This is a genomic window from Polaromonas sp. P1_F9, assembly GCF_056405615.1.
Genome location: NZ_JBFUBT010000001.1, coordinates 797,162 through 819,860, shown reverse-complemented (window position 1 = coordinate 819,860; position 22,699 = coordinate 797,162). Strand labels below are relative to the sequence as shown.

Below are 22,699 nucleotides of genomic sequence, written 5' to 3'. Positions count from 1 at the left end.
TTCCTGCCGCAAGCAGGGGTGACTTTCAGGAGACCGTCATGAAAACCACCGCAGAGACACTTCACTCCCACAGGCCCGAACCCAGCCCTTCGAAAGGGCGCCTGGGTGACCGGCCCGACAACGGCTCGCGGAGCAGTCGCGGTGCCGGCCCTTCGTCGGGTTCACGGCTTGACAACCCGCACAAGCGCATCCGTTTGTCCGGCCACGCGCGCGCCTGCTGATGCAGGCGCCTCTGTGTGCGCATCAGGCGAAAAACGCTTACAGCCCTGTGGGACACCGTCTCATGGGGTAAGCCCGATGTAGCGGGCTAAATTGAATTCCGGCTGACGTTCAGCCACTCACCGCTCAGCCATTTCATCTTCAAAAAAGGAAACCGACATGCACGCATCCAAATTCAAACCTGCTGCCCTTACCGCCGTTGCCCTGGCCGCTTTGCTGGCTCTGGGAGCCTGTGGCAAAAAGGTGGAAGACACCGGCGCGTCGCCTTCGACACCTGCCGCTTCACCTTCGACCACACCTTCGCCGTCGACCACGCCATCCCCAACAAGCAGCAGCTCTTCGATGGGTACGTCCACAACCGGTAGCACCCCAATGGGAACCAGCACGTCCCCGATGACAGGTGACGCGGCGACGCCTGGTACGGCAGCCAGCGCTCCGGCCAAGTAATCGGACCTGAAAATCCGGCATTGACCGGCACTTTTGAGCGGGTCCTGCGCGGCCGCTTCAACATGAAAAAAACCTGCACGCTTTCCAGCGTGCAGGTTTTTGTGTTTCTGGCGGCGCCGCGAAGCAGTGTGGCCTCAGCCCTGTGCGACCGGATGCGCCGGGTCGCTGCACCAGTCGCTCCAGCTGCCGGCGTAGAGCGCGCTTCTTCCGAGGCCGGCCAGCTCCATGGCAATCAGGTTGGGAACGGCGCTGACGCCGCTGCCGCAATGGTGTACCACGGTGGCCGGGTTGCGGCCCGCCAGCAGGGCTTCAAACTCTGCCTTGAGCTGTGCTGCCGGCTTGAACTTCCCGTCGGGCCCCAGGTTCTGGCCGAAGGGGCGGTTCAATGCGCCGGGTATGTGGCCGGCCACTGGATCCAGCGGCTCCACTTCGCCCTTGAAACGCGGCGTGGCGCGCGCGTCAACCAGTGTTTGTGTCGGGCGACCCAGCTGGCTCGCCACGGTCTGGGCCGATACCAGCGTGGCTTTTTCCGGCGCCAGAAGGAAGCTGGCCTGGAAATGCGCGGGTTCTTCGCCGCTGTTGACGGCGCAGCCTGCGGCCTGCCAGGCTTGCAGCCCACCGTCGAGCACCGCCACGTTTTCATGGCCGGCCCACTTGAGCATCCACCAGAGGCGCCCGCAGTAGTTGGCGCCGTTGCGGTCATACACCACCGCCTGCATGTTGTTGGCAAAGCCGACACTGGAAAGCCAGGTGGCGAACTTCTCGCGGTTTGGCAGCGGGTGGCGTCCACCTGATGCCGGTGCATCAGCGCCGCTGGCCGTGATCACGCCATGGGCGCCCGCCACACCATGCTTGGCACTCAATGCGGTGTCAAGGTTGGCATACACGGCGCCGGGAATGTGCGAAGCGAGGTACTGCTCCTGGCCGGCGTTGGGCTTCATCAGGTCGAACGTGCAGTCGAAGATACGCAGGGGCTTGGCCGATGCCATCAGCGCCTGTAGTTGTTCCGCGGAAATCAGGGTGGTGTAGCTCATTGCATGCTCCTTAGTGTTCCTCTGCCGGGGCGTTCGGCGCAGCGCGGGCGCGCAAAACAGTTGCGGCAATCGCGCTGACGATGATGAGGCCCATGCCGGCCCAGCCGATCAGGGGGATATTGTCGCCAAACAGGATCAGGCTGTAGAGGGCCGCGAACACAATGCCCGAGTACTGCAGGTTGGCAACCATCAATGTCCCGCCATGGTTTTCGGACATGGAATAGGCCTTGGTCATCGACAGCTGGCCCAGCGAAGCCAGGATGCCGATGGGCGGCAGCCACAGCGCGTGTTCCCAGTTCCAGGGTGTGATGCCCATGACGCACATGCCGAGCGCGCCGGCAACCGCCGCGCCGACTGCAAAATAAAACACGGTGCGCGTTTCGGGCTCGCCCATGCGCGAAATCGCCATGACCTGCATGTAGGCAAAGGCAGCACCCAGGCCCGACATCAGTCCCACCAGCCCGGCAAAGGTCTGGTTCTGGTCGATGGCGGGGCGCAGCAGCATGACGACGCCGGCAAAACTCGCCAGGATAGCCATGACGAGAGGCCCCTGGCTGGAAAATAGAGCCCCCACGCTTGCCGCTTCGCGTGCTGCGCTGCCCCCCGAGGGGGCGCTCGCGCCTTGGGGCGGCCCGGCGGCGCTCAGCGTGTCATTTGCCTTCGGCGGCGCCCAGGCCATCAACGCACCACCGACCAGGAAGGCCGCAATCCACACGCTGCTCATGTAGTTGAGCGTCATGGCGGTCGCCAGCGGCAGATGGGCAATCGCATAAAACCAGGCTGACAGCGACATCACGCCGATCACGCTGCGCCAGGCGTGCATGGCCGGGCAGCGGGTGGCCAGGGTGATGCCGCGGGCGCGGGCGTAGGCGGCCATGAAGACGATGCCCAGGGTGCCGCGGTAGAACACCAGTTCGGCGCTGTTGAAGTGTTCGGACGCGTACTTGACGCAGACCCCCATCGTGGCAAACAGGAGCGAGGAAAGGACCATCCAGACGGCTTGCATTGTTTTCAGGCGGTTATTTGGGATAAAAAATGGCCGTAGCCCAATGAGGACATGCGCGAGCAGCTATTAAATTAATAGCATGCGGGCGCCCTTAGATCATCTGGGTGGTTTTGCTGGCGCCCATTTCGCGGCGGTACCACTCGTGAAAGTGCTGCATGCCGTCTTCCATGGGGCTTTGGTAAGGGCCGAACTCGTTGTCGCCGCGAACCATCAGGGCCTTGCGGCCGGCGTCCATGCGCAGGGCGATTTCGTCGTCTTCCACGCAGGTTTCCATATAGGCGGCCTGCTGCGCCTCGATGAATTCGCGCTCGAAGGCGCAGATTTCCTCGGGGTAGAAAAACTCGACCACGTTCAGTGTCTTGTCGGGGCCCCGTGGATGCAGCGTGCTGACCACGAGTACATGCGGATACCACTCAACCATGACGTGCGGGTAGTAGGTGAGCCAGATTGCGCCGTATTTGGGGGGCACACCCTTGCGGTACTGCAGCACCACGTCATGCCATTTCTTGTAGGTGTCGGTGCCGGGCTTGCCCAGCTTGTCCGACACGCCCACGGTCTGCACTGAATAGGCGGGTTCAAGTTGCCAGCGCAGGTCGTCGGTGGTGACAAAGCCGCCCAGGCCGGGGTGGAAGGGGCCGACGTGGTAGTCCTCCAGATAGACCTCGATGAAGGTTTTCCAGTTGTAGTTGCACTCGTGCAGGTGAACCTTGTCGAGCTGGTAGCCGGAAAAATCGAGGTCGGCGTAGGTGGCCAGCTGCGACATTTCGGCGGCGACGTCGCGGCCCGTGTCCTCGAACACCAGGCCGTTCCAGGTCGTGGTTTTGTAGCGGTTCAGGTTCAGGCAGGGGTCGATTTCGAAGTGCGGTGCGCCTATGAGCTCGCCCGACGTGTTGTACGTCCAGCGGTGCAACGGGCAGACGATGTTGCTGCCGGTATTGCCTCGGCCCTGCAGCATGGTGGATTGGCGGTGCCGGCATACGTTGGAGATCAGCTCGATGCCGGAGGCGTTGCGCACCAGCGCCCGGCCTTCGCCTTCGTGCGGCAAGGCATAGTAGTCGCCCAGGTGGGGTACGGCCAGTTCATGGCCCAGGTAGCGCGGCCCGCGGGCAAACAGCTTTTGCTGCTCCCGCTGGTACAGGCCCGCATCAAAATAGCTGGAAATGGGGAGCTGGCTGGTGGCCTGCAGGAGACGGAGGCTGAGATCAGACATGCAAATTTCGGTGAACATGCCCCCCGCGCCAGGGCGATGGAGGCTGTTGACAAGCGGGTAGGCAGGCTGAGCGTCAGCCCACAGATAAAACAAGGCCGGATATCCCGCAGCAGGGGCACTGCCGTTATCGAGAACTGTTATCAATTGTACCCGCGCAGGCTTTTTTGCGGGTCTTCACACGCCGTCGCCGGATAATAGAGATGTATGGATTCGTAGTCCCGGACGCCGGGGCCGCAACTTGCCTGCAACGGCCTAAAATCACCCTTCATCCAAATCACCATGGCCAAAAGTCCTTCGTCCACCGCTGCCTCCGCATCGGCATTGCCCGCCAGCTATGAGGCCGCATTGCAGGAACTCGAAGGGCTGGTTGACAGCCTGGAATCCGGTCAGCTGCCGCTGGACCAACTGCTTACCGGCTACCAGCGCGGTGCACAGCTGCTGAAGTTCTGCAGGGACAAGCTTGAGGCCGTGGAAACCCAGATCAAGGTGCTGGAAGGCACGGAACTCAAGCCGTGGGTGCAGGAATAACCGGCTCATTGCAGGCAGAACATTCCTTCACCCCCTAAAAAAGAGACCCACGATTGAACGCCCCTGAAAAACTGCCTTTGTTTACCTTGAGCGCCTGGAGTGCCGGGCAGCTTGCCAATGTCGAGAGCGCCTTGTCGCGTTGGGTTGCCTGCCCCAGCGACGCGCCTGCGCCTGCGGGCTTGGGCGACGCCATGCGTTATGCCGTGCTCGACGGTGGAAAACGCCTGCGGCCCTTGCTGGTCATGGCGGCCTGTGAGGCCGTGCAGGGCAATGCGCAAGCCGCCCTGCGAGCCGCCTGCGCGGTAGAACTGATCCACGCCTATTCGCTTGTGCACGACGACATGCCCTGCATGGACAACGATGTGTTGCGCCGCGGCAAACCCACGGTGCATGTGAAGTTCGGCCAGGCACAGGCACTGTTGGCTGGTGACGCCCTGCAGGCGTTGGCGTTTGAGTTCCTCACGCCGCCCGATCATTCTGTCGACGCGGGCACTCAGGCGCATTTGTGCCGCATGCTGGCCCAGGCGGCCGGTTTTCAGGGCATGGCCGGCGGCCAGGCCATTGACCTAGCCAGCGTGGGCCTGCCGCTGACCTCCGTCCAGCTGCATGAAATGCACCGGCTCAAAACCGGTGCGCTGTTGCAGGCCAGCGTGATGATGGGCGCCGCCTGTGGCGCTGCGACGCCGGCCGCTCAAGACGCCTTGCGCGATTACGGCGCCGCCGTCGGCTTGGCTTTCCAGGTCGTTGATGACATCCTGGACGTCACCGCTGACTCCGCCACACTGGGCAAGACGGCCGGCAAGGATGCCGCCCAGGACAAACCCACCTTTGTATCGCTGATGGGGCTGGAAGACTCCAAAGCCTATGCGCAGCAGCTGCTGGGCAAGGCGCTGCGCAGCTTGGACGCCAGCGGGCTGGGTCACACTGATGCTCTGCGCGCACTGGCGGACATGCTTGTGAACCGTCATCATTGAAGCCGTCATCAGGATTGAATACCGCGGACCGGGAAACCGGCCTTGCCATAAACAGCGACACCACGATGTACCCATTGCTTGAAACCATCAACAGCCCCGCCGACCTGCGGAGCTTGCCCCGAGTTGACCTGAAATCCCTGGCCGACGAACTGCGCGCCTACGTGCTTGACAGTGTTTCAAAAACCGGCGGCCACCTGAGTTCGAACCTGGGCACCGTGGAGCTGACGGTGGCTCTGCATTACGTCTTTAACACCCCCGAAGACCGCCTGGTGTGGGACGTGGGCCACCAGACCTATCCGCACAAAATCCTCACGGGCCGGCGCGAGCGCATGGACAGCCTGCGGCAGTTTGGCGGCCTGTCGGGCTTTCCGCGCCGCGACGAAAGCCCCTACGACACTTTCGGCACGGCTCACTCGTCAACCTCCATTTCCGCCGCGCTTGGCATGGCGCTGGCTGCCCAGCAAAAAGGTGAAGACCGCCATGCGGTGGCCATCATCGGCGACGGTGCCATGAGCGCCGGCATGGCCTTCGAGGCCCTGAACAATGCGGGCGTGCATGACCACTGCAAGCTGCTGGTGGTGCTCAACGACAACGACATGAGCATCAGCCCGCCGGTGGGCGCACTGAACCGTTACCTGGCCCAGCTGATGAGCGGGCGCTTTTATGCATCCGCCAGGCACATGGGCAAGCAGGTGCTGCGCGTGGCGCCGCCGCTGCTCGAGCTGGCCAAGCGCCTGGAGTCGCATGCCAAGGGCATGGTCGTGCCTGCCACGCTGTTTGAAAACTTCGGCTTCAATTACATCGGCCCCATCGATGGCCATGATCTCGAGTCGCTGGTCCCTACGCTTGAGAACATCAAACACCTGATGGATACCAAGGGCGGCCCGCAGTTCCTGCATGTGGTCACCAAAAAAGGCCAGGGCTACAAGCTCGCCGAAGCCGACCCGATCGCCTACCACGGCCCCGGCAAGTTCGATCCGGCCATGGGCCTGCAAAAGTCCAGTGCACCGGCCAAGCAGACCTTCACCCAGGTGTTCGGCCAGTGGCTGTGCGACATGGCCGAGCACGACAGCCGGCTTGTCGGCATCACCCCGGCCATGCGTGAGGGCTCGGGCATGGTTGAATTCCACAGGCGCTTTCCCGAGCGCTACCACGACGTCGGCATCGCCGAGCAGCATGCGGTGACCTTTGCCGCGGGCATGGCCTGCGAAGGGCTCAAGCCCGTGGTCGCGATTTACTCCACCTTTCTGCAGCGCGGCTACGACCAGCTGATTCACGATGTGGCCCTGCAAAACCTGCCTGTCGTGTTCGCGCTGGACCGCGCCGGCCTGGTCGGCGCCGACGGCGCCACGCATGCGGGCGCCTATGACATTCCTTACCTGCGCTGCATTCCCAACATGAGTGTGGCCTGCCCCGCCGATGAAAATGAATGCCGCATGCTGCTGAGCTCGGCTTTCGAGCAAAACCATCCGGTGGCTGTGCGCTACCCGCGTGGTGCCGGCGCCGGCATCAAGCCGGGAACCGGCCTTGAGGCACTGCCCTTCGGCAAAGGCGAAGTCCGCCGCGAAGGCTCGGGTGTTGCCATCCTGGCTTTCGGCACTTTGCTATACCCGGCCCTGCAAGCCGCAGAAAAAATCGGCGCCACCGTCGTCAACATGCGCTGGGCCAAACCGCTGGACACCGAACTGCTGCTCAAAGTGGCAGCCAGCCATGAAGCCCTCGTCACGGTCGAAGAAGGCGCCATCATGGGCGGCGCCGGCAGCGCCGTCAGCGAAGCCCTGCAAGCCGCAGGCATCAACAAGCCCGTACTGCACCTGGGCCTCAAAGACGAATTCATTGAACACGGCGACCCGGCCAAGCTGTTGTCTTTGCAGGGGTTGGACGCCGCAGGCATGGAAGCCGCCATCACGGCTCGTTTCGGTGCACTGCTCGGGTCCGGTAAGTCTGGAAAACCGGCGCTCAAGTCTGTCGCCTGACCGCGGACTTCGCATACCCTGAGGTTTTTAAACCAAGCAGGGGCAGCGGGACTGGCTTTGCCAGACCGCAGGCGCAGCGGCCCCCTCCGGGGGGGCAGGGAGCGACACGAAGTGCGCGACCGTGGGGGCCACATAGACAGCTTCCCGTCAGCTCTTCAAGGGTTTACCCGCCCGGCTTACACCCCCCTCATTTCTAGAATTCTCCAAGACCTGCAGCAGCAGCCACTCGGGTGCATGCGCCAGTCACAGATTTTCTTTTTCACACTTCGGAGTCAACCTGATGGATCGTCGTTCTCTCATCAAACACGCAGGCGTTGCCGGCGTTTTGGCCGCAGGCGTAGCGCCTGCCGTTCACGCGCAGGCCGCTGTTCGCTGGCGCCTGGCATCCAGCTTCCCCAAATCGCTGGACACGATCTATGGAGGTGCTGAAGCCTTTGCCAAACACGTCAGGGCAATTTCCGGTGGCAAGTTTGAAATTTCGGTGCATCCGGCCGGTGAGTTGATGCCAGCTTTCAGTGTGGTTGATGGCGTACAGCAGGGCACCATCGACGCGGCGCATACGGCGCCTTACTATTTCTTCGGCAAGGACGAAACCTTTGCCATCGGTGGCGCCATCCCGTTTGGCCTTAATAGCCGCCAGATGAGCGCATGGACCTTTGAAGGCAACGGCCTGAAGCTGATGCGCGAGTTCTACGCCAAATACAACATGATCAGCTTTCCGTGCGGCAACACCGGCGCGCAAATGGGTGGCTGGTTCCGCAAGGAAATCAAGTCCGTTGCCGACATGAAAGGCCTGAAATTCCGCGTCGGCGGTTTTGCCGGCAAGGTCATCGAGCGCCTGGGCGGTGTGCCGCAGAACATCCCCGGCGGCGAGATCTACCAGGCCCTGGAAAAAGGCACCATCGATGCCGCTGAATGGATCGGTCCCTATGATGACCAGAAGCTGGGCTTCAACAAAGTGGCACCCAACTACTATTACCCCGGCTGGTGGGAAGGCGGCCTGCAGCTGGACCTGTACATCAATCAGAAAGCCTACGACGCGCTGTCGCCCGAATACAAGGCGATTGTGGAAGCGGCCAGCGCCGCCGCACACGTCGACATGCAGGCCAAATACGACACCAAGAATCCGACGGCCCTGAAACAGCTGGTGGGTGCGGGCGCCAAGCTCCGGCCATTCCCGGCCGACGTCATGAACGCCGCTTTCAAGGAGTCGATGAAGCTGTATGAAGAGCTGTCGGCCAAAAATGAAAACTGGCGCAAGGTCTATGCGGACTATTCGAAGTTCCGCGGCGACCAGAACCTGTGGTTCCGTTTTACCGAGGCGACCTTCGACCGCTTCATGCAGAGCCAGAAGCTGTAACGTTGCTAGCTTGATCCGATAGGGGCGGGTGGCTTGCAACTGGCAAGCCGCTCGCTGAAACGTTTTCGTCAAAAAGCCGTCTGCCCAGGCGGCTTTTTTGTGTGCGATCTACGGGTAAAAACGGGGTGTTTTTATGCAAAAGAGTGACAAAGTATCCATGCTCCGCCGATTCAATCAAGGCAATGCAATTCAACTGTTGTAGTCCGCTGAACCGATCTGGCAGATCAACGCAAAATTCGATAACTTCAGGAGAGAGTTTTATGGATCGTCGCTCACTTATCAAAAACGCCGGTATTGCCGGTGTATTGGCCGCGGGTGTAGCACCTGCTGTTCATGCACAGGCTGCCGTTCGTTGGCGCCTTGCCTCCAGCTTCCCCAAGTCCCTTGACACCATTTTTGGCGCCGCCGAAGTATTTGCCAAGGCCGTGAAAGCCATGTCGGGCGGCAAGTTCGAAATCTCCGTCCATTCGGCCGGCGAACTGATGCCCGCCTTCGGCGTGGTTGACGGTGTGCAGCAGGGTACCGTCGAGGCGTGCCATACCGCGCCCTATTATTTTTTCGGCAAGGACGAATGCTTTGCGCTGGGCTGCGCGATCCCCTTCGGCCTGAACAGCCGGCAGATGAGTGCCTGGATGTACGAAGGCAACGGCATGAAGCTGATGCGCGAGTTCTATGCCAAGTACAACATCGTGAACTTCCCGGGCGGCAATACCGGCGCCCAGATGGGCGGCTGGTACCGCAAGGAAATCAAATCCGTCAAGGACATCAAGGGCCTGAAGATGCGCATAGGCGGCTTCGCCGGCAAGGTCCTGGAGCGCATAGGCGGCGTGCCGCAGAACATCCCCGGTGGCGAGATATATCAGGCCCTCGAAAAAGGCACGATTGATGCCGCCGAGTGGGTGGGACCTTACGACGACCTGAAACTGGGTTTTAACAAAGTCGCTCCCTTTTACTACTACCCCGGCTGGTGGGAGGGTGGTCCCGAGCTGGACTTCTTCATCAACAACAAGGCATTCGACGCCCTCACGCCCGAGAACAAGGCGATTGTGGAAGCGGCTGCGGCCCAGGCCCATGGCGACATGCAGGCCAAATACGACGCAAAAAATCCGGGCGCGCTCAAGCAACTGGTAGGTGCGGGCACCAAACTGCGGCCTTTCCCGATCGACGTGATGAACGCTGCTTTCAAAGAGTCCATGGCCCTGTACGAAGAGATTGGTGCCAAGAACGAAAACTGGAAAAAGATCTACGCCGATTACTCCAAGTTCCGCGCCGAGCAGAACCTGTGGTTCCGTTTCACGGAAGCCACGTTTGACCGCTTCATGCAAGCCCAGAAACTCTGAACCTGGCCCATCGGTCATCCCGAAAGCCGCCTCTTGCAGGCGGTTTTTTTACGCCTGTCCCGATACTGTTAAAACGGGGTTGGGCAAGCAGTGTGAAATGCTGACAAAATAGATCTCTGCCCTCTTGCTCAAAAGCACGGCTTGCATAGCCGTCGATTGCCAGCTGGCCCCCCGCAGGTCCATTCGGACCGCAAACCCGACCACCCTTCAGGAGATAGCATTTAATGGATCGTCGTTCACTTATCAAAAACGCCGGTATTGCCGGTGTACTGGCCGCTGGTGTGGCACCTGCTGTTCACGCCCAGGCCGCCATTCGCTGGCGCCTGGCTTCCAGCTTCCCCAAGCCGCTTGACACCATTTATGGCGGTGCCGAAGTGTTCGCCAAGAAGGTCGGCGAGATGACTGGCGGCAAGTTCCAGATCAGCGTGCACGCGGCCGGTGAACTGATGCCTGCCTTCGGCGTCGTCGACGGCGTTCAGCAGGGAACGGTGGAAATGTGCCACACCGTGCCTTACTACTATTTCGGCAAGAACGAGGCCTTCGCCATCGGCGCGGCCATTCCCTTCGGCATGAACTCGCGCCAGATGTCCGCGTGGATGTACGAGGGCAACGGCCGCAAGCTCATGAACGAGTTCTATGCCAAGTACAACATGGTGAGCCTCCCCGGTGGCAACACCGGCACCCAGATGGGCGGCTGGTTCCGCAAGGAAATCAAGACCGTGGCCGACCTCAAGGGCCTGAAGTTCCGCATTGGCGGCTTCGCCGGCAAGGTGGTTGAGCGCCTCGGTGTGGTACCGCAAAACCTGCCTGGCGGTGAAATTTACCAGGCCCTCGAAAAGGGCACGCTGGATGCTGCCGAGTGGGTCGGCCCTTATGACGACCAGAAGCTCGGTTTTGCCAAAGTGGCGCCGTTCTACTATTACCCCGGCTGGTGGGAAGGCGGCCCCGAAGTTGATTTCTTTATCAACAACAAGGCGCTCGAGGCCCTGCCTGCGGAATACAAGGCCATCGTCGAGACCGCTGCCTCGCACGCGCACATCGACATGCAGGCCAAGTACGACGCCCGCAATCCCGGCGCGCTGAAGCAATTGGTCGCCGGGGGCACCAAGGTGCTGCCTTTCCCCACCGCGGTGCTTGAAGCCTCTTTCAAGGCCTCCATGGACTTGTACGAAGAGATCGCCGCCAAGAACCCGGACTGGAAGAAGATCTACGGCGACTACCGAGCCTTCCAGCGCGACCAGATTCTCTGGTTCCGTTTCGCCGAGTCGCGCTTCGATACCTTCATGCAAAGCCGCAAGATGTAAGAGCCGGAACCCTTCTGCTCGGAAATTCCCGCTTGGCACGAGACGTTCAACTAAAGTCTTGAATTGAAAAGCCCTCCTGTTTCAGGCGGGCTTTTCTTTGTCACGGCTAGCCGTGCCATATCAGTTCATCTCTTCCCGGTGACTTTTATGCATGGCATTCAATGCGCGGTTTCTGAAAAATAAAGCTGACGAGTCTCTCAATGTCTGGCTGTAACTGCCTTGTGACAGCCCGCTTCGAGAACCTGCGATCCCGGCGCGCTTTGTTTCCGCGGGCCGTTTGGTGTGCATCCCTACATTTCGGCCAACGGTATGCCACCGGCCTCTTCATCGGCTTTCAACAGTGCGATCAGTTCGGCCAGATCCTCATCCAATCGCTGCAGGCTGGTGGGCGTCAGTTTACCTAGCGCCAGCGGCAGTACGCCCTCGAAGGGGCCGGGTACCTGATTCAAAACCTCCAGTCCGGCCGGTGTGATGGTCAGCTGAACATTGCGCCGGTCGCCGGGCGCCTTGTCCATCCGGATGAACGCCTTGCGCAGCAGGATCTTGACCAGATTGCTTGCCGTGGATTGGTGGATGTCCATGCTTTTGGCGAGTTCACCCATGCCAATCGCCGGCTGGTCGCGCACCAGGGCCAGCGCCCAGACCTGCGCACCGCCCAGTCCCACCTGGTTTTCCACCTGCTGAAAATGGCTTCGTACGGCGTTGAACACCACACGAAACCGCCTAAGGACTTGGGCCGTGGTGGCGCTGGGGTTGTTGTCAGGTGTCTCAGGCTTCATGTTCAAGATGATAGTTCGCGCCACAGTGCCGCTTTAATGCCACGTAGTTTACATTTGGGGGAATGTAAATTGCATTTCCCCAAATGTATCTATCCGGCGCGCAATGAAATCCCATCCTCCTTTTCTCTCAAACCTGCGAAGTGAGATGGCCGACTGGCGCCTCTGGGCCGGTCGCACGGTGGTATTGGCGTCAGCTGTGCTGGCGGGTCTGGCGGTTGTGGTATTTACCTGGCTGACGGAGCATGCGCTGAGGCTTTTCTTCGTGTTCGAAAAGAGCTACTGGTGGGGGCCGCTGCTGTGGACGCCTGTTTGCACGGCGGCCATCGTCTGGGTAACCAGGCGCTACGCTCCGGGTGCTGGTGGTTCGGGCATTCCGCAGGTCATGGCCGCTCTGGCACCCAATGTGCCCGCCGACTCGCGCGGCCTGTTTGTGTCATTGCGGCTTGCCGTGGCCAAGATGCTGTTGACAGCCTGGGGACTGCTGGGCGGGTTGTCCTTGGGCCGCGAAGGCCCGTCAGTGCAGATCGCGGCCGGGGTCATGTATCACGCCCGTCGCTGGCTACCTTCGGGCTCCCGGGTATCGGAGCAGGGCCTGTTGCTGGCCGGCGGCGCAGCCGGCATTGCCGCGGCATTCAATACGCCACTGGGCGGCGTAATGTTCGCGATTGAAGAACTGACGCGCAAACCTGAGCAGCGCAGCAACGGGCTGTTGCTGGCGGCCATCGTGCTGGGCGGCTTGATGGCCGTTTCGGTTTACGGCAATGCCACCTATTTCGGAGTGATCCATGTCGACAACATCAGCATGGCCTTGCTGCTGCCGGGCTTGTTGGTCGCCGTCTGCAGCGGTCTGGCGGGTGGGCTGTTTTCCCGCCTGCTTGCGGTGTCCCTGGCCGGCAGCACACCAGACTGGTTCAGCCGCTTCCGGCAGAAAGCACCCGTCCGTTTCGCAGCCGGTTGCGGTCTGGCGGTGGCGGTGCTGGGTTGCGTGAGCCATGGCGATACCTATGGCGGCGGCTACGCGCATACGCGCACGATGCTGGAAAGCGGCGGTGAATCCTCGTCGCTGTATGTGCTTCTGAAATTCATCGCCACTTGGCTCACCACCTGGTCCGGCGTGCCGGGTGGCATTTTTGCACCATCGCTGGCGATTGGCGGCGCTTTGGGCAACGACATTGCCCAACTCACCGGCTACGTCAACGCGCCCACGCTGATAGCGCTGGGCATGGCGGGGTTCCTGGCCGCCGTCACACATGCGCCGATGACGGCCTTCATCATTGTGATGGAGATGGTCGATGGCCATGGACTGGTGCTCAGTCTGATGGCCAGCGCGCTGGTCGCAAGCGCCGTTTCACGCCTGGTCAGTGTCCCGCTTTATTCCCTGTTGGCGGATCTGCAGTTGCTGCGCCTGCCCAAAGCCTGAACACCTGACAAGCTCTGGTTTCAGGCAGGGAAAGACCTGATGCAAAATACATTTGCACAAACATAATTGGTAAGCGCAATTCCACTTATTTCCCAGCGAGGACCTTGGAGCCCTCAGAGGCTCGAGCCCTCTGGGGGCTCTTTTTTATGGGCTGCATGTGGCGATGAATCGAGATAGTCCAATCGTAGATTGGGCCATTTGTTTCGCGAAAACCAATTGGAATCTGCCGGGCACGACGTTGCGCCATTGGAGACGCTTTCCTCGAGAAACGGCCATGCATTCAGATGGCAAGAAAAATCTGCCGGTCGGTCGATGAGGGCCCTAAAGGAAGTTTGGTTGAGCGTCTAGCGTTTGGCGCCCCCCTGGCTTCCTCTCCCTCTATTTCCCTTGTTCGTTCCGTGTGGCCTGGCGGTCGAGCCGGGTGCAGGCTGCTTTTTCGAGGCGCAAAAAAGCCCCGTAAAAACGGGGCATGGAGACGGCAGGAAACCGCCTATTTCTTTTTCACGGCTTCTTCCAGCGCCTTCATGGGGTCGGTCTCCGCGGCCGGTGCGGTGTCCGGTGCAGGCATGCCGCTCGTGGCGTCCGAAGCCGGCGATTCGGGGGGGGGCGCGAACGGATCTGTTGCCGGTTCTACGGCGGGCATGTTGTTTTCCATCTCGATGCGCACCTTGTCCAGGTCATAGACCTGCTTCTTGTCCAGGCCGCTGGAGACAATGCCAGGGAACGCAATAATCAGCCCGACCATAATGACCTGGATCAGCACGAAGGGCACGGCACCCCAGTAGATCTGCATGGTCGTCACCGGCTCGATCAGCTTCTTGGTGACCCTGTCGGTATAGGCCTTGATGGGCGCCACGCTGCGCAGATAGAAGAGTGCGAACCCGAACGGCGGATGCATGAACGAGGTCTGCATGTTCACGGCTAGCAGCACGCCGAACCAGATCAGGTCGATGCCGAGTTTTTCTGCAACAGGTGCCAGCAAAGGAACCACGATGAACGACAGTTCAAAGAAGTCCAGGAAGAAGGCCAGGAAGAAGATCAAGAGGTTGACCACAATCAGGAAGCCGGTCTGGCCGCCGGGCAAGCCGGTGAGCAGGTGTTCGACCCATTTCGGCCCATCAACACCCTGGAAAGTGAGGCTGAACATCGTGGAGCCGATCAGGATGAACACCACGAAGCAGGACAGCTTGGTCGTGGTCGCTAGGGCCTGCTTGAGCAGCGAGAAGCTGAGCCTGCGCCGCACCATGGCCATGATGAAGGCGCCCAGTGCACCCATGGCGCCGCCTTCTGTCGGTGTGGCGATGCCCAGGAAGATCGTGCCCAGCACCAGGAAGATCAGAAGCAGGGGCGGGATCAGGACAAAGGTGACACGTTCGGCCATGCGCGAAAGCAGTTTCAGGCCCGAGACCTTGTTGATCACGGCGATGACGAAGGCGAGCATGACACCCGCGCACATGGAGACGACGATGGTTTCATCCGTTGCCACCGTGGTGACCGGCACACCCGTCACCCAGCTTTGCACGGCCGCGTAGTGTTCGCCGAAGTAAAAGGCGATGCCGGTCGAAATTACCGTCAGGACCAGCAGCGACAGCAGGCCGTTTTTGCCGCTGTCTTCGCGTATGGTCCGGGCCTCGGCCGGCAGGGCGGGCACCCAGTGCGGCTTGAAGATGGCCAAGCCCACGATGTAGAGCACATACATGCCCGTCAGCGCAAAACCCGGGATGAACGCACCCTTGTACATTTCACCTACGCTGCGGCCCATCTGGTCGGCCAGCACGATGAGCACCAGGGACGGCGGGATGATTTGCGCCAGGGTTCCGGAGGCGGCGATGACGCCGGCGGCGATGCGCCTGTCGTAGCCGTAGCGCAGCATGATGGGCAGCGAGATCAGGCCCATGGAGATCACCGATGCGGCAACCACACCCGTCGTCGCCGCCAGCAGGGCGCCCACGAAGATCACGGCAAGCGCCAGGCCGCCGCGAACCGGGCCGAAGAGCTGGCCGATGGTGTCCAGCAAATCTTCCGCCATGCCGCTTCGTTCAAGAATCAATCCCATCAAGGTAAAGAAGGGAATAGCCAGCAGCGTGTCGTTCTGCATGATGCCAAAAACACGCAGCGGCAGAGCCTGCAAAAGTGCTTCCGGCAGCACGCGGAGTTCCACACCAATAAAGCCAAAAAACAGGCCGCAGGCGCCCAGGCTGAAAGCAACCGGAAAACCCATCAACAGGAAAACGATCAGCCCCAGAAACATGATCGGGGCAAGGTTGTGAATAAAAAATTCCATGAATGTGTCTCCCGATCAGCCGGCGTTGGTTTTTGTTTCAGCAAGCCTGCGGATGGCTTCAGCCAGTTCTTCTTCGGCGGTTTTTTCGACCTTCTTGACGGTCGGGTCTTCGATAAGGCCCTTGAGGAACGCAATGCGCTTGATCAGCTCCGACCATCCTTGCAGCAACAACAGGGTGAAACCGAGCGGGATCATCGCGTAGACGGGCCAGCGAATCAGGCCGCCGGCGTTGCCGGAGACCTCACCGGATTGCAGACCGCGCAGGAAAAACGGGAAGCCGTAGTAAATGAGGGCAAAGCACACCGGTGTCAGGAAGATGGTGAACCCGATGATGTCCACCCAGATCTGCCCGCGCTTGGAAAGCCGGCTGGAGACTACGTCGATCTTGACGTGCTCGCCTTGCAGCAGGGTATAGCCGGCGGCGATCAGGAATGACGCGGCAAACAGGTACCACTGCACTTCCAGGTAGGCGTTGGAACTCACGTTGAACACCTTGCGGACGATGGCGTTGACGCCGCTGATCAGGGTGGAGGCCAGGATCAGCCAGATGACATGCTTGCCGATCTGCGTATTGATCCAGTCCACCGCATTTGAAAATTTCAGTAATGCGCGCATTGTTTGTCTCCGGGGTAAAGGTAATCCGCATAAAAATTCATCCGGAGTCTCCGCTTTGGGCGGTGAGTCCGGATGGATCTTTGCAGCAGTGAAATTCTATAAAGAACTATAGAAGGCAAGCTGACAGCATTTTGACGGTAGGCCCCCGGATACATAGGGGTAAACACGCGGTTCGGCCCGATTTGGCGGGCTTTTCAAGTCGAAGGCGTATTGGCCCATGGTCTTGATGGGCACGCGCTCTGCCCGCGGCACAAGCTGGCCGCGGCATAAGTGCGCACCTGATTCAGCGCACGGCCATGCCCGCGCCCGCGATGACTTCCCCGATCACCGCCGCGTCGTCAAAGCCCTGGGCGTGGAAGATCGCCAGCACCTGGTCGGCGCTGTCCGCGCTGCAGGACACCAGCAGGCCTCCCGAGGTTTGCGGGTCGCTCAGCAAGGCCTTGTCCACCTCGGAAAAAGCAGCCGGCAGATTGACTTCACCACCGTAGCTGGCCCAGTTTCGCCCCGAGGCGCCCGTCACACAACCTTGTGCTGCGAGTTCGCGCGTGCCACTGACCAGCGGCACGCGCTGCCAGTCGATACGCAACTGGACGCCGGCCCCGCGGGCCAGTTCCAGGCCGTGGCCTGCCAGGCCAAAGCCGGTGATGTCGGTGAGCGCATGCACGCCTTCCATGCGTGCCAGCTCGATACCCGGCTTGTTGAGCTGTGTGGTGAGCGCGATCATGCGGGCATAGCCTGCGGCATCGAGCTGTTCCTTCTTCAGTGCCGCAGAAAGAATGCCGATGCCCAGCGGTTTTCCCAGCACCAGCACGTCCCCGACCTTGGCACCGGAATTTTTCTTGACACGCGAAGGGTGCACGAGGCCCAGCACCACCAGGCCATAAATTGGCTCGACCGAGTCGATGGTGTGGCCCCCCGCGATCGGAATGCCCGCATCGCGGCAAACGTCCTGCCCGCCACGCAGGATCGCGCCTATGGTCTCCAGCGGCAGCACATTGATGGGCATGCCCACCAGCCCGAGCGCCATGATGGGCGTGCCGCCCATGGCATAGACGTCGCTGATCGCATTGGTGGCGGCGATGCGGCCGAAGTCGTAGGGGTCGTCCACGATGGGCATGAAGAAATCGGTCGTCGCGATCAGCGCCTGCTCGTCATTGAGCAGGTAAACAGCTGCGTCGTCGGCGGTTTCAATGCCCACCAGCAGCTGCGGCGGAATCGGGAGGTTGCTGCAGTTTCTGAGGATTTCACTCAGCACACCAGGCGCAATCTTGCATCCGCAACCGCCGCCATGCGACAGGCTGGTGAGCCGGGGCGGGGTGCCCGGAAGAGTTTCAGGGGCGTTCATCGAGTGCTTTCAATGGCTTACCCGCGGTACCGGCGGTGCGCGGGTTGTGTGCGTGGCAGCCAGTTTAAAACAAGGGTGCTTTCTCAGGCATTTCACCTGCTGCCCTGAGACGCGGTCCCGGCGGCGCTCCTTCCGGTTCAGTTGTCCTTGTCCGCCTTCAGTTCACCTTTCACCGCGTCATACACAAACAGTTTTTTTGCCAGGCCGGGCTGGTAATTGAGCATGTCAATCAGGAAGCTCAAGGCGCCGAGATTATTGCCGAGGCGATCGACCGATCTTGCCATGTGGGCCTGCTGCTCATTGGCACCAGGTTTGAGCATTTGTTCCACCAGCTCGCGCATGTGCATCACCGCCACCGCTGCCTGGTCTACCCCGAGCATGGACAGCACGCCCTGCATCTGTGCGAGCTGTCCTGGCACCACGGCCAGGGGTTTTTTGTCCTCCGGCGTGCGGAAAAAGCTGTCGAGGGATTTTTCCAGCACACCCAGGGCCACGCGCAGTTCGCCCACCACGCTTCCCATGGTCTGTTTGTCGTTGACGCGTTGGTACAGCTCCTCCATCCACGATTCCGGCGGTTGTGGCTGTCCGCCCGTCCTGGCGCTTTCAAGTCGCTCCGCGAGCCGGGCTGTCCGGGCCCACAGGCGCGGGTCGTTGGGGTCGAAATCGTCAAACACGGCTTCCAGGTACAGCACGGCGGTTGCCACCTCCAGCGCCAACTCGGGGCTGGGAGCCTGACCCGAACTGACCGTCGAGGCGATCACGCGCGTCAGCGACCGCGCCATCGGCTCGCTCGGCGGGTGCAGTTTGACCAGTGAATCCGTCACCAGGCTGAACTGGTCGTTCAGGGACCTGAACTTGCTCAGGTCTCCAGCGGTGGCTGCGGACCATGTTTCCTTTGCCGAGCTGATGCGCTTGCGGGCCTGCGCGATCAGGGCCGGGGCGAAGCGGCCGAACTGGACCGATTCATAGTCAACCGGCTTGAACCGCGTCAAGCCATAACTCGAGCGCACTGCCGACAGCACCGGTGCATCGCTGGAACGCGGGACTTTCGCCTGCGAACACAGGAAAAGCAGATCTTCCGCAAGCCGGGCCGAAGCCTCCGTGCCTTTGGCCAGCCAGACATACTGCAGCAAGATGCGCAGGGTGGCGCGCTTCACGTAAAGATCGATCTTCAGCAGGCCTTTTGCCAGTGCTTCGAAATACGCCGCTGCTATTTTCCAGAAGGTCCTGGGTTCGATGCCGGTTTGACCCTGGGCGAACCCCAGGCACACATCGCTGAGGCTTTGCGCGGCTTCTGCATCACCGGTTCGAATGAGGGTCAGCATCAGCCGGTCCAGCAGCTGCCGGGATTCACCGCCGTACGCCCTGGCGTCGACGGTGATATTGAGGACCGGCTCTATCCAGCGCCACTGGAACACCCAGAGATCCGCAGGATGGACGCGATCTGCGCCAACCAGGGCCTGGATGTCGCGGTACTGGGGGAAAAGTGACACCGCAGACACTGGTTTGCCGGCCAGCACGTCTTCGAGGTAATGCGCCAGGGAAAAACCGGCAAGTTCGATCTTGGCTGCGGCATCCTGCGTGCATTGCCCCGGCGACTGGATGAACTTCTGCACCGCCGTTTCCATCGCCCGCAGCACCAGTGCAGGCGCGCTCATGCCGACCATCTCGAGCGCGCCGACCGCCTGGTGCAACTGCTGGCGGGCAATGCGTAACTGGCCGGCATCGAGTGCCGCAAGATCCGAGTTGCTGACGCCTTCGGCCTCCCTCAAAAAGCGTTTCAGGGCTTTGTTGGAGCCTTCCAGCGACTTGCCCAGTTCTTCCAGCACCCACGCCAGGGGCCCGAGGTCCAGGAGCGTCATGTCGAGCTCGGCGGGCGATGAGTTCAGATCGTGTGGTTGCATAAGTGGCGTGCTGGTGAGTGAGTCAAGGGGCGAGGTCGAGGGGCAGTCGGTGCGTCCTCCAGACACCCGCAGGCATTCTCAAGATACGGGGCGACTGGCCGGAGTCTATCCGTGTACCTGTTGTTACAAAAGGGGGTAAGTCGCTGTAGCGCGACATCTTTTCATCAATATTTTTGGCAGTGTGGCGGAGCGGTGGCCTGATCCTCATTTGTACTCCAGACCTACATGCAACCTAATCACTTATGCGACGTCGCCGTCGGTCCGTCTGCTATTCTGGCTTTAACGGGCGCCTGACTTGGTGGCGCCTTGTTTGTGTCCATCCGTGGCAGCCCTTGCCGCAACTTTGTCCGGGGTGAGGGCGCCACACCTTTTCATTACTCGTCTCGTCCAGCACTTCATTCCTCACGTCCTCAGACAGTCGCCACAATGAACAGCCTGCTTGACTCGCCCCTGATGCGCAGCGGGGGCCGTGACGTCCTGTCGCTGGCGCTGATGGATGCCCGCAACCACACCTTGCGGATTTTTGGCCAGTACCAGCAGGCGCTGGAATCCGTTGGTTTTGCCGTGCCGGCCTCCCCGCTGCTGAGCCCTCCGCTGTGGATGCTCGGCCACGTCGGCTGGTTCCAGGAATGGTGGATCGGCCGCAATGTGCAGCGCGCACAGGGAATACGCTGCGCACCGGGGCACACCCGCCTCGCTTCGGTCGAGCCCAACGCCGACCGCTGGTGGGACCCTGCGAGTGTTCCCCACAGCCAGCGCTGGGCGCTTGACCTGCCCGATGTGGCAGCTTGCCGTGCCTATCTGCTCGACACGCTGGAAAGCACGCTGGAACTGCTGGGAAAAGCCGATGAAGACAGCGGCGCACTCTACTTCTACCGCCTGTGCCTCTTTTATGAGGACATGCAGGCCGAAGCCTTGACCCATGCGGCACAAATGCTGGGTGTGCCCATGGACAAGGATTTGCTGCAAGCCTTCACGCCCCCGCCCATGGCCTTGCGGGGCGCTCTGCTGGTTCCGGCTACCGTCTGGAAAATGGGCTCTGCCGCGCTATCGGACAGCGCAGGTTTTGCTTTTGACAACGAGCTGATGCTGCACGACATCAGCGTGCCGGAGTTCGAGATCGACGCGCAGCCGGTGAGCTGGTCGCAGTTCGTGGAATTTGTCGATGACGGCGGCTATGACCGGCCCGAGTTCTGGCAGCCCGAGGGATGGGAGTGGTTGCAAGCCACCGTCAAAAGCGAAGGCAGGCGCGGTCCGCGTTACGTTGAACAGATCGGCGTGGCCAGCGGCGCCGTGATGCTGACCCGCTTTGGCAAGGCCATGCGCATGCTCGGCAACCAGCCGGCCATGCACATGAGCTGGTGGGAGGCTGACGCCTGGTGCCGTTGGGCGGGCCGCCGCCTGCCTGCAGAAGTGGAATGGGAAACCGCTGCGTGCACGGCCGCCCGCAGGGGCTTTCGCTGGGGCGACGTGTGGGAGTGGACGGGCACCACCTTTCGCGCTTACCCGGGTTTTGTGCCCGGCCCTTTCGCTGCCTATTCCGAACCCTGGTTCGGCAGCCACAAGGTGCTGCGCGGCGGCTCATTCGCCGCGCGTGCGCGCCTGAAGCATCCCCGGTTCCGCAATTTCTGCCTGCCTGGTCGGGATGATATTTTCTGTGGCTTCAGGTCCTGCGCGCTATAAAAAGAATAGCTACTTGCGCTCGTCCATAAAGGGATTTAGACATTTTTCGCCAATTTTTCCTTACGGTATGTCCACCAGGGCAAGGTGGCGCGCAGGGACAGCACCTTGCCGCTCTGGGCCGTTTCGCCGCTGTAGCCGGGCAACTCTCCCAGCGTGGCCTGCCAGTCGCTGCTCTGGAGCTCCTTGAGCAGTGCCTGCACCTGCGGCGTGGGCAGTTCGGACTTCAGACATACCAGGTGGTAGCGCTCCTCGGCCAGGGCGATGAAGCCCAGCCCTTTCTCGCGCGCTGCCGTTTCAATGCCAAGGCCCGCATCGGCCACATTGCTGGCAATCGCCTGGGCCACGGCCGTATGGGATGGCTCCTGGCTCTGGTAGCCCTGGATATCTGAAGTCGCCACACCGGCTTTGCCCAGCAGTTCATCCAGCAACACGCGTGTGCCGGTGCCTTCTGCCCGGTTCACGTAACGCACGCCCGGCCTTGCCAGGTCGGTGATGCCGGCGATGTGCAGCGGGTTGTTTTTGGCCACGATCAGGCCCTGCTTGCGATGGGCGAAACCGATCAGCTTGTGCAGTCCGGGCTTGAGCAGGTTGCGGTAGGTCAGGGCGGTCACGGACTGGCTGCCAGGCTGGTCCAGCGTGTGAAATCCGGCCATCATGCAGCGCCCCGCGTTCAGGGCGGCAATGGCGTCCACGCTCCCCATGAACCGGATGTCCAGGTGCAGCCCGCGCGGGCTGGCCTGCTCGCGCAGCGCGGAAAGCGCCGCATCGTGGCTGGCATAAAGCGTGAGCACATGGGCGTTGTCGTCAAAGGCGGTGGAAAAAGCCCGCTCGATGTCGCCCCGCAGCGCTTCGATCTGGGGCGCCAGCCGAGCCTGTGCCTGCCGTTCGGCCCAAAGCAGTTTTTCGCCGAATTCCGTGAGCCGTGCCCGCTGGCCCTTGTCCCAGACGATCAGTGTTCGGCCCAGGGTCTGCTCCCAGTCTTTGAGTGCACCCCATACGTGGCGGTACGACAGGTCGAGCGCTTTGGCGGCTTTTGAGATGGAGCCTTGCTCACGCACCGCATGGAGCATGTCCATCAGCGGATTGCGTATCAGGGCGTTTTTGCCGCGCTGTGGCGTGAGCAGGTAAGAGAGTTCGACTTTATGCATGGCAAAGCGGTAAGTGCACTGATTATGAGTGCACAGGTCAGCAGCGACAGGCGAAGGGCGGGCGCGCTGCGAAGCGGCGGGTCAACCTATGCAAACGCATTCATAGCGATGATTCCCAATGCA

At 61.2% G+C, this 22,699-nt stretch carries 19 protein-coding genes; 9 read left to right on the top strand and 10 right to left on the bottom strand.

Going from position 1 to position 22,699, the window contains the following annotated elements:
* The first annotated feature begins 38 nt into the window (after positions 1-38).
* Positions 39-221 carry a hypothetical protein gene (locus tag AC1DYR_RS03840; protein WP_477646334.1) on the top strand — a complete coding sequence of 61 codons (183 nt, stop codon included), beginning with the start codon at positions 39-41 and terminating at the stop codon, positions 219-221.
* Positions 222-338: 117 nt separating this feature from the next.
* On the opposite strand, the gene AC1DYR_RS03835 is transcribed toward AC1DYR_RS03840, so the two are convergent.
* The 4 genes from AC1DYR_RS03835 to AC1DYR_RS03820 all read right to left on the bottom strand — a co-directional run bounded on the left by AC1DYR_RS03835 (position 339) and on the right by AC1DYR_RS03820 (position 3,916).
* Positions 339-605: a hypothetical protein gene (locus AC1DYR_RS03835; protein WP_477703906.1), complete on the bottom strand. Its 267-nt coding sequence runs from the start codon at positions 603-605 to the stop codon at positions 339-341.
* A gap of 195 nt (positions 606-800) precedes the next feature.
* Complete coding sequence (locus tag AC1DYR_RS03830) at positions 801-1,700, bottom strand: sulfurtransferase (RefSeq protein ID WP_477703905.1); 900 nt, start codon at positions 1,698-1,700, stop codon at positions 801-803.
* 10 nt (positions 1,701-1,710) lie between these two features.
* Complete coding sequence (locus tag AC1DYR_RS03825) at positions 1,711-2,706, bottom strand: DMT family transporter (protein WP_477703904.1); 996 nt, start codon at positions 2,704-2,706, stop codon at positions 1,711-1,713.
* Positions 2,707-2,797: 91 nt separating this feature from the next.
* Positions 2,798-3,916: an aromatic ring-hydroxylating oxygenase subunit alpha gene (locus AC1DYR_RS03820; RefSeq protein ID WP_477703903.1), complete on the bottom strand. Its 1,119-nt coding sequence runs from the start codon at positions 3,914-3,916 to the stop codon at positions 2,798-2,800.
* A gap of 279 nt (positions 3,917-4,195) precedes the next feature.
* Between AC1DYR_RS03820 and AC1DYR_RS03815 the strand changes: the two genes are divergently transcribed.
* The 6 genes from AC1DYR_RS03815 to AC1DYR_RS03790 all read left to right on the top strand — a co-directional run bounded on the left by AC1DYR_RS03815 (position 4,196) and on the right by AC1DYR_RS03790 (position 11,398).
* The gene (locus AC1DYR_RS03815) at positions 4,196-4,444 is read left to right on the top strand and encodes an exodeoxyribonuclease VII small subunit (protein WP_477703902.1); all 249 of its coding nucleotides are present in this window, start codon (positions 4,196-4,198) and stop codon (positions 4,442-4,444) included.
* A 53-nt stretch (positions 4,445-4,497) separates the two neighbouring features.
* Positions 4,498-5,418, top strand: a complete 921-nt coding sequence (locus tag AC1DYR_RS03810; protein WP_477703901.1) for a polyprenyl synthetase family protein — start codon at positions 4,498-4,500, stop codon at positions 5,416-5,418.
* Positions 5,419-5,483: 65 nt separating this feature from the next.
* The gene (gene dxs, locus AC1DYR_RS03805; RefSeq protein ID WP_477703900.1) at positions 5,484-7,394 is read left to right on the top strand and encodes a 1-deoxy-D-xylulose-5-phosphate synthase; all 1,911 of its coding nucleotides are present in this window, start codon (positions 5,484-5,486) and stop codon (positions 7,392-7,394) included.
* 280 nt (positions 7,395-7,674) lie between these two features.
* On the top strand, positions 7,675-8,754 hold the full coding sequence (locus tag AC1DYR_RS03800) for a TRAP transporter substrate-binding protein (protein ID WP_477703899.1): 1,080 nt from the start codon (positions 7,675-7,677) through the stop codon (positions 8,752-8,754).
* A 260-nt stretch (positions 8,755-9,014) separates the two neighbouring features.
* Positions 9,015-10,094, top strand: coding sequence for a TRAP transporter substrate-binding protein (locus AC1DYR_RS03795; RefSeq protein WP_477703898.1), 1,080 nt, complete (start codon positions 9,015-9,017; stop codon positions 10,092-10,094).
* A 224-nt stretch (positions 10,095-10,318) separates the two neighbouring features.
* The gene (locus AC1DYR_RS03790; protein WP_477703897.1) at positions 10,319-11,398 is read left to right on the top strand and encodes a TRAP transporter substrate-binding protein; all 1,080 of its coding nucleotides are present in this window, start codon (positions 10,319-10,321) and stop codon (positions 11,396-11,398) included.
* Positions 11,399-11,688: 290 nt separating this feature from the next.
* On the opposite strand, the gene AC1DYR_RS03785 is transcribed toward AC1DYR_RS03790, so the two are convergent.
* Positions 11,689-12,177, bottom strand: a complete 489-nt coding sequence (locus AC1DYR_RS03785) for a MarR family winged helix-turn-helix transcriptional regulator (RefSeq protein WP_477703896.1) — start codon at positions 12,175-12,177, stop codon at positions 11,689-11,691.
* A gap of 103 nt (positions 12,178-12,280) precedes the next feature.
* On the opposite strand from AC1DYR_RS03785, the gene AC1DYR_RS03780 reads away from it, so the two are divergent.
* Positions 12,281-13,597 carry a chloride channel protein gene (locus AC1DYR_RS03780; protein WP_477703895.1) on the top strand — a complete coding sequence of 439 codons (1,317 nt, stop codon included), beginning with the start codon at positions 12,281-12,283 and terminating at the stop codon, positions 13,595-13,597.
* Between the two features lie 490 nt (positions 13,598-14,087).
* Here the strand turns inward: AC1DYR_RS03780 and AC1DYR_RS03775 are convergent, their stop codons facing one another.
* The 4 genes from AC1DYR_RS03775 to AC1DYR_RS03760 all read right to left on the bottom strand — a co-directional run bounded on the left by AC1DYR_RS03775 (position 14,088) and on the right by AC1DYR_RS03760 (position 19,745).
* Complete coding sequence (locus AC1DYR_RS03775; protein WP_477703894.1) at positions 14,088-15,881, bottom strand: TRAP transporter large permease; 1,794 nt, start codon at positions 15,879-15,881, stop codon at positions 14,088-14,090.
* Positions 15,882-15,896: 15 nt separating this feature from the next.
* Positions 15,897-16,496 carry a TRAP transporter small permease subunit gene (locus AC1DYR_RS03770; protein ID WP_477703893.1) on the bottom strand — a complete coding sequence of 200 codons (600 nt, stop codon included), beginning with the start codon at positions 16,494-16,496 and terminating at the stop codon, positions 15,897-15,899.
* 283 nt (positions 16,497-16,779) lie between these two features.
* Positions 16,780-17,841 (bottom strand): selenide, water dikinase SelD, encoded by a 1,062-nt coding sequence (gene selD / locus AC1DYR_RS03765; RefSeq protein WP_477703892.1) that lies wholly within the window; start codon positions 17,839-17,841, stop codon positions 16,780-16,782.
* Between the two features lie 137 nt (positions 17,842-17,978).
* Positions 17,979-19,745, bottom strand: a complete 1,767-nt coding sequence (locus tag AC1DYR_RS03760) for a FimL-related protein (RefSeq protein ID WP_477703891.1) — start codon at positions 19,743-19,745, stop codon at positions 17,979-17,981.
* 426 nt (positions 19,746-20,171) lie between these two features.
* On the opposite strand from AC1DYR_RS03760, the gene senA reads away from it, so the two are divergent.
* On the top strand, positions 20,172-21,428 hold the full coding sequence (senA, locus tag AC1DYR_RS03755; protein WP_477703890.1) for a selenoneine synthase SenA: 1,257 nt from the start codon (positions 20,172-20,174) through the stop codon (positions 21,426-21,428).
* A gap of 35 nt (positions 21,429-21,463) precedes the next feature.
* On the opposite strand, the gene AC1DYR_RS03750 is transcribed toward senA, so the two are convergent.
* Entirely contained in the window at positions 21,464-22,576 is a 1,113-nt protein-coding gene (locus tag AC1DYR_RS03750; protein WP_477703889.1) for a substrate-binding domain-containing protein, read from the bottom strand.
* Between the last annotated feature and the right edge of the window lie 123 nt (positions 22,577-22,699).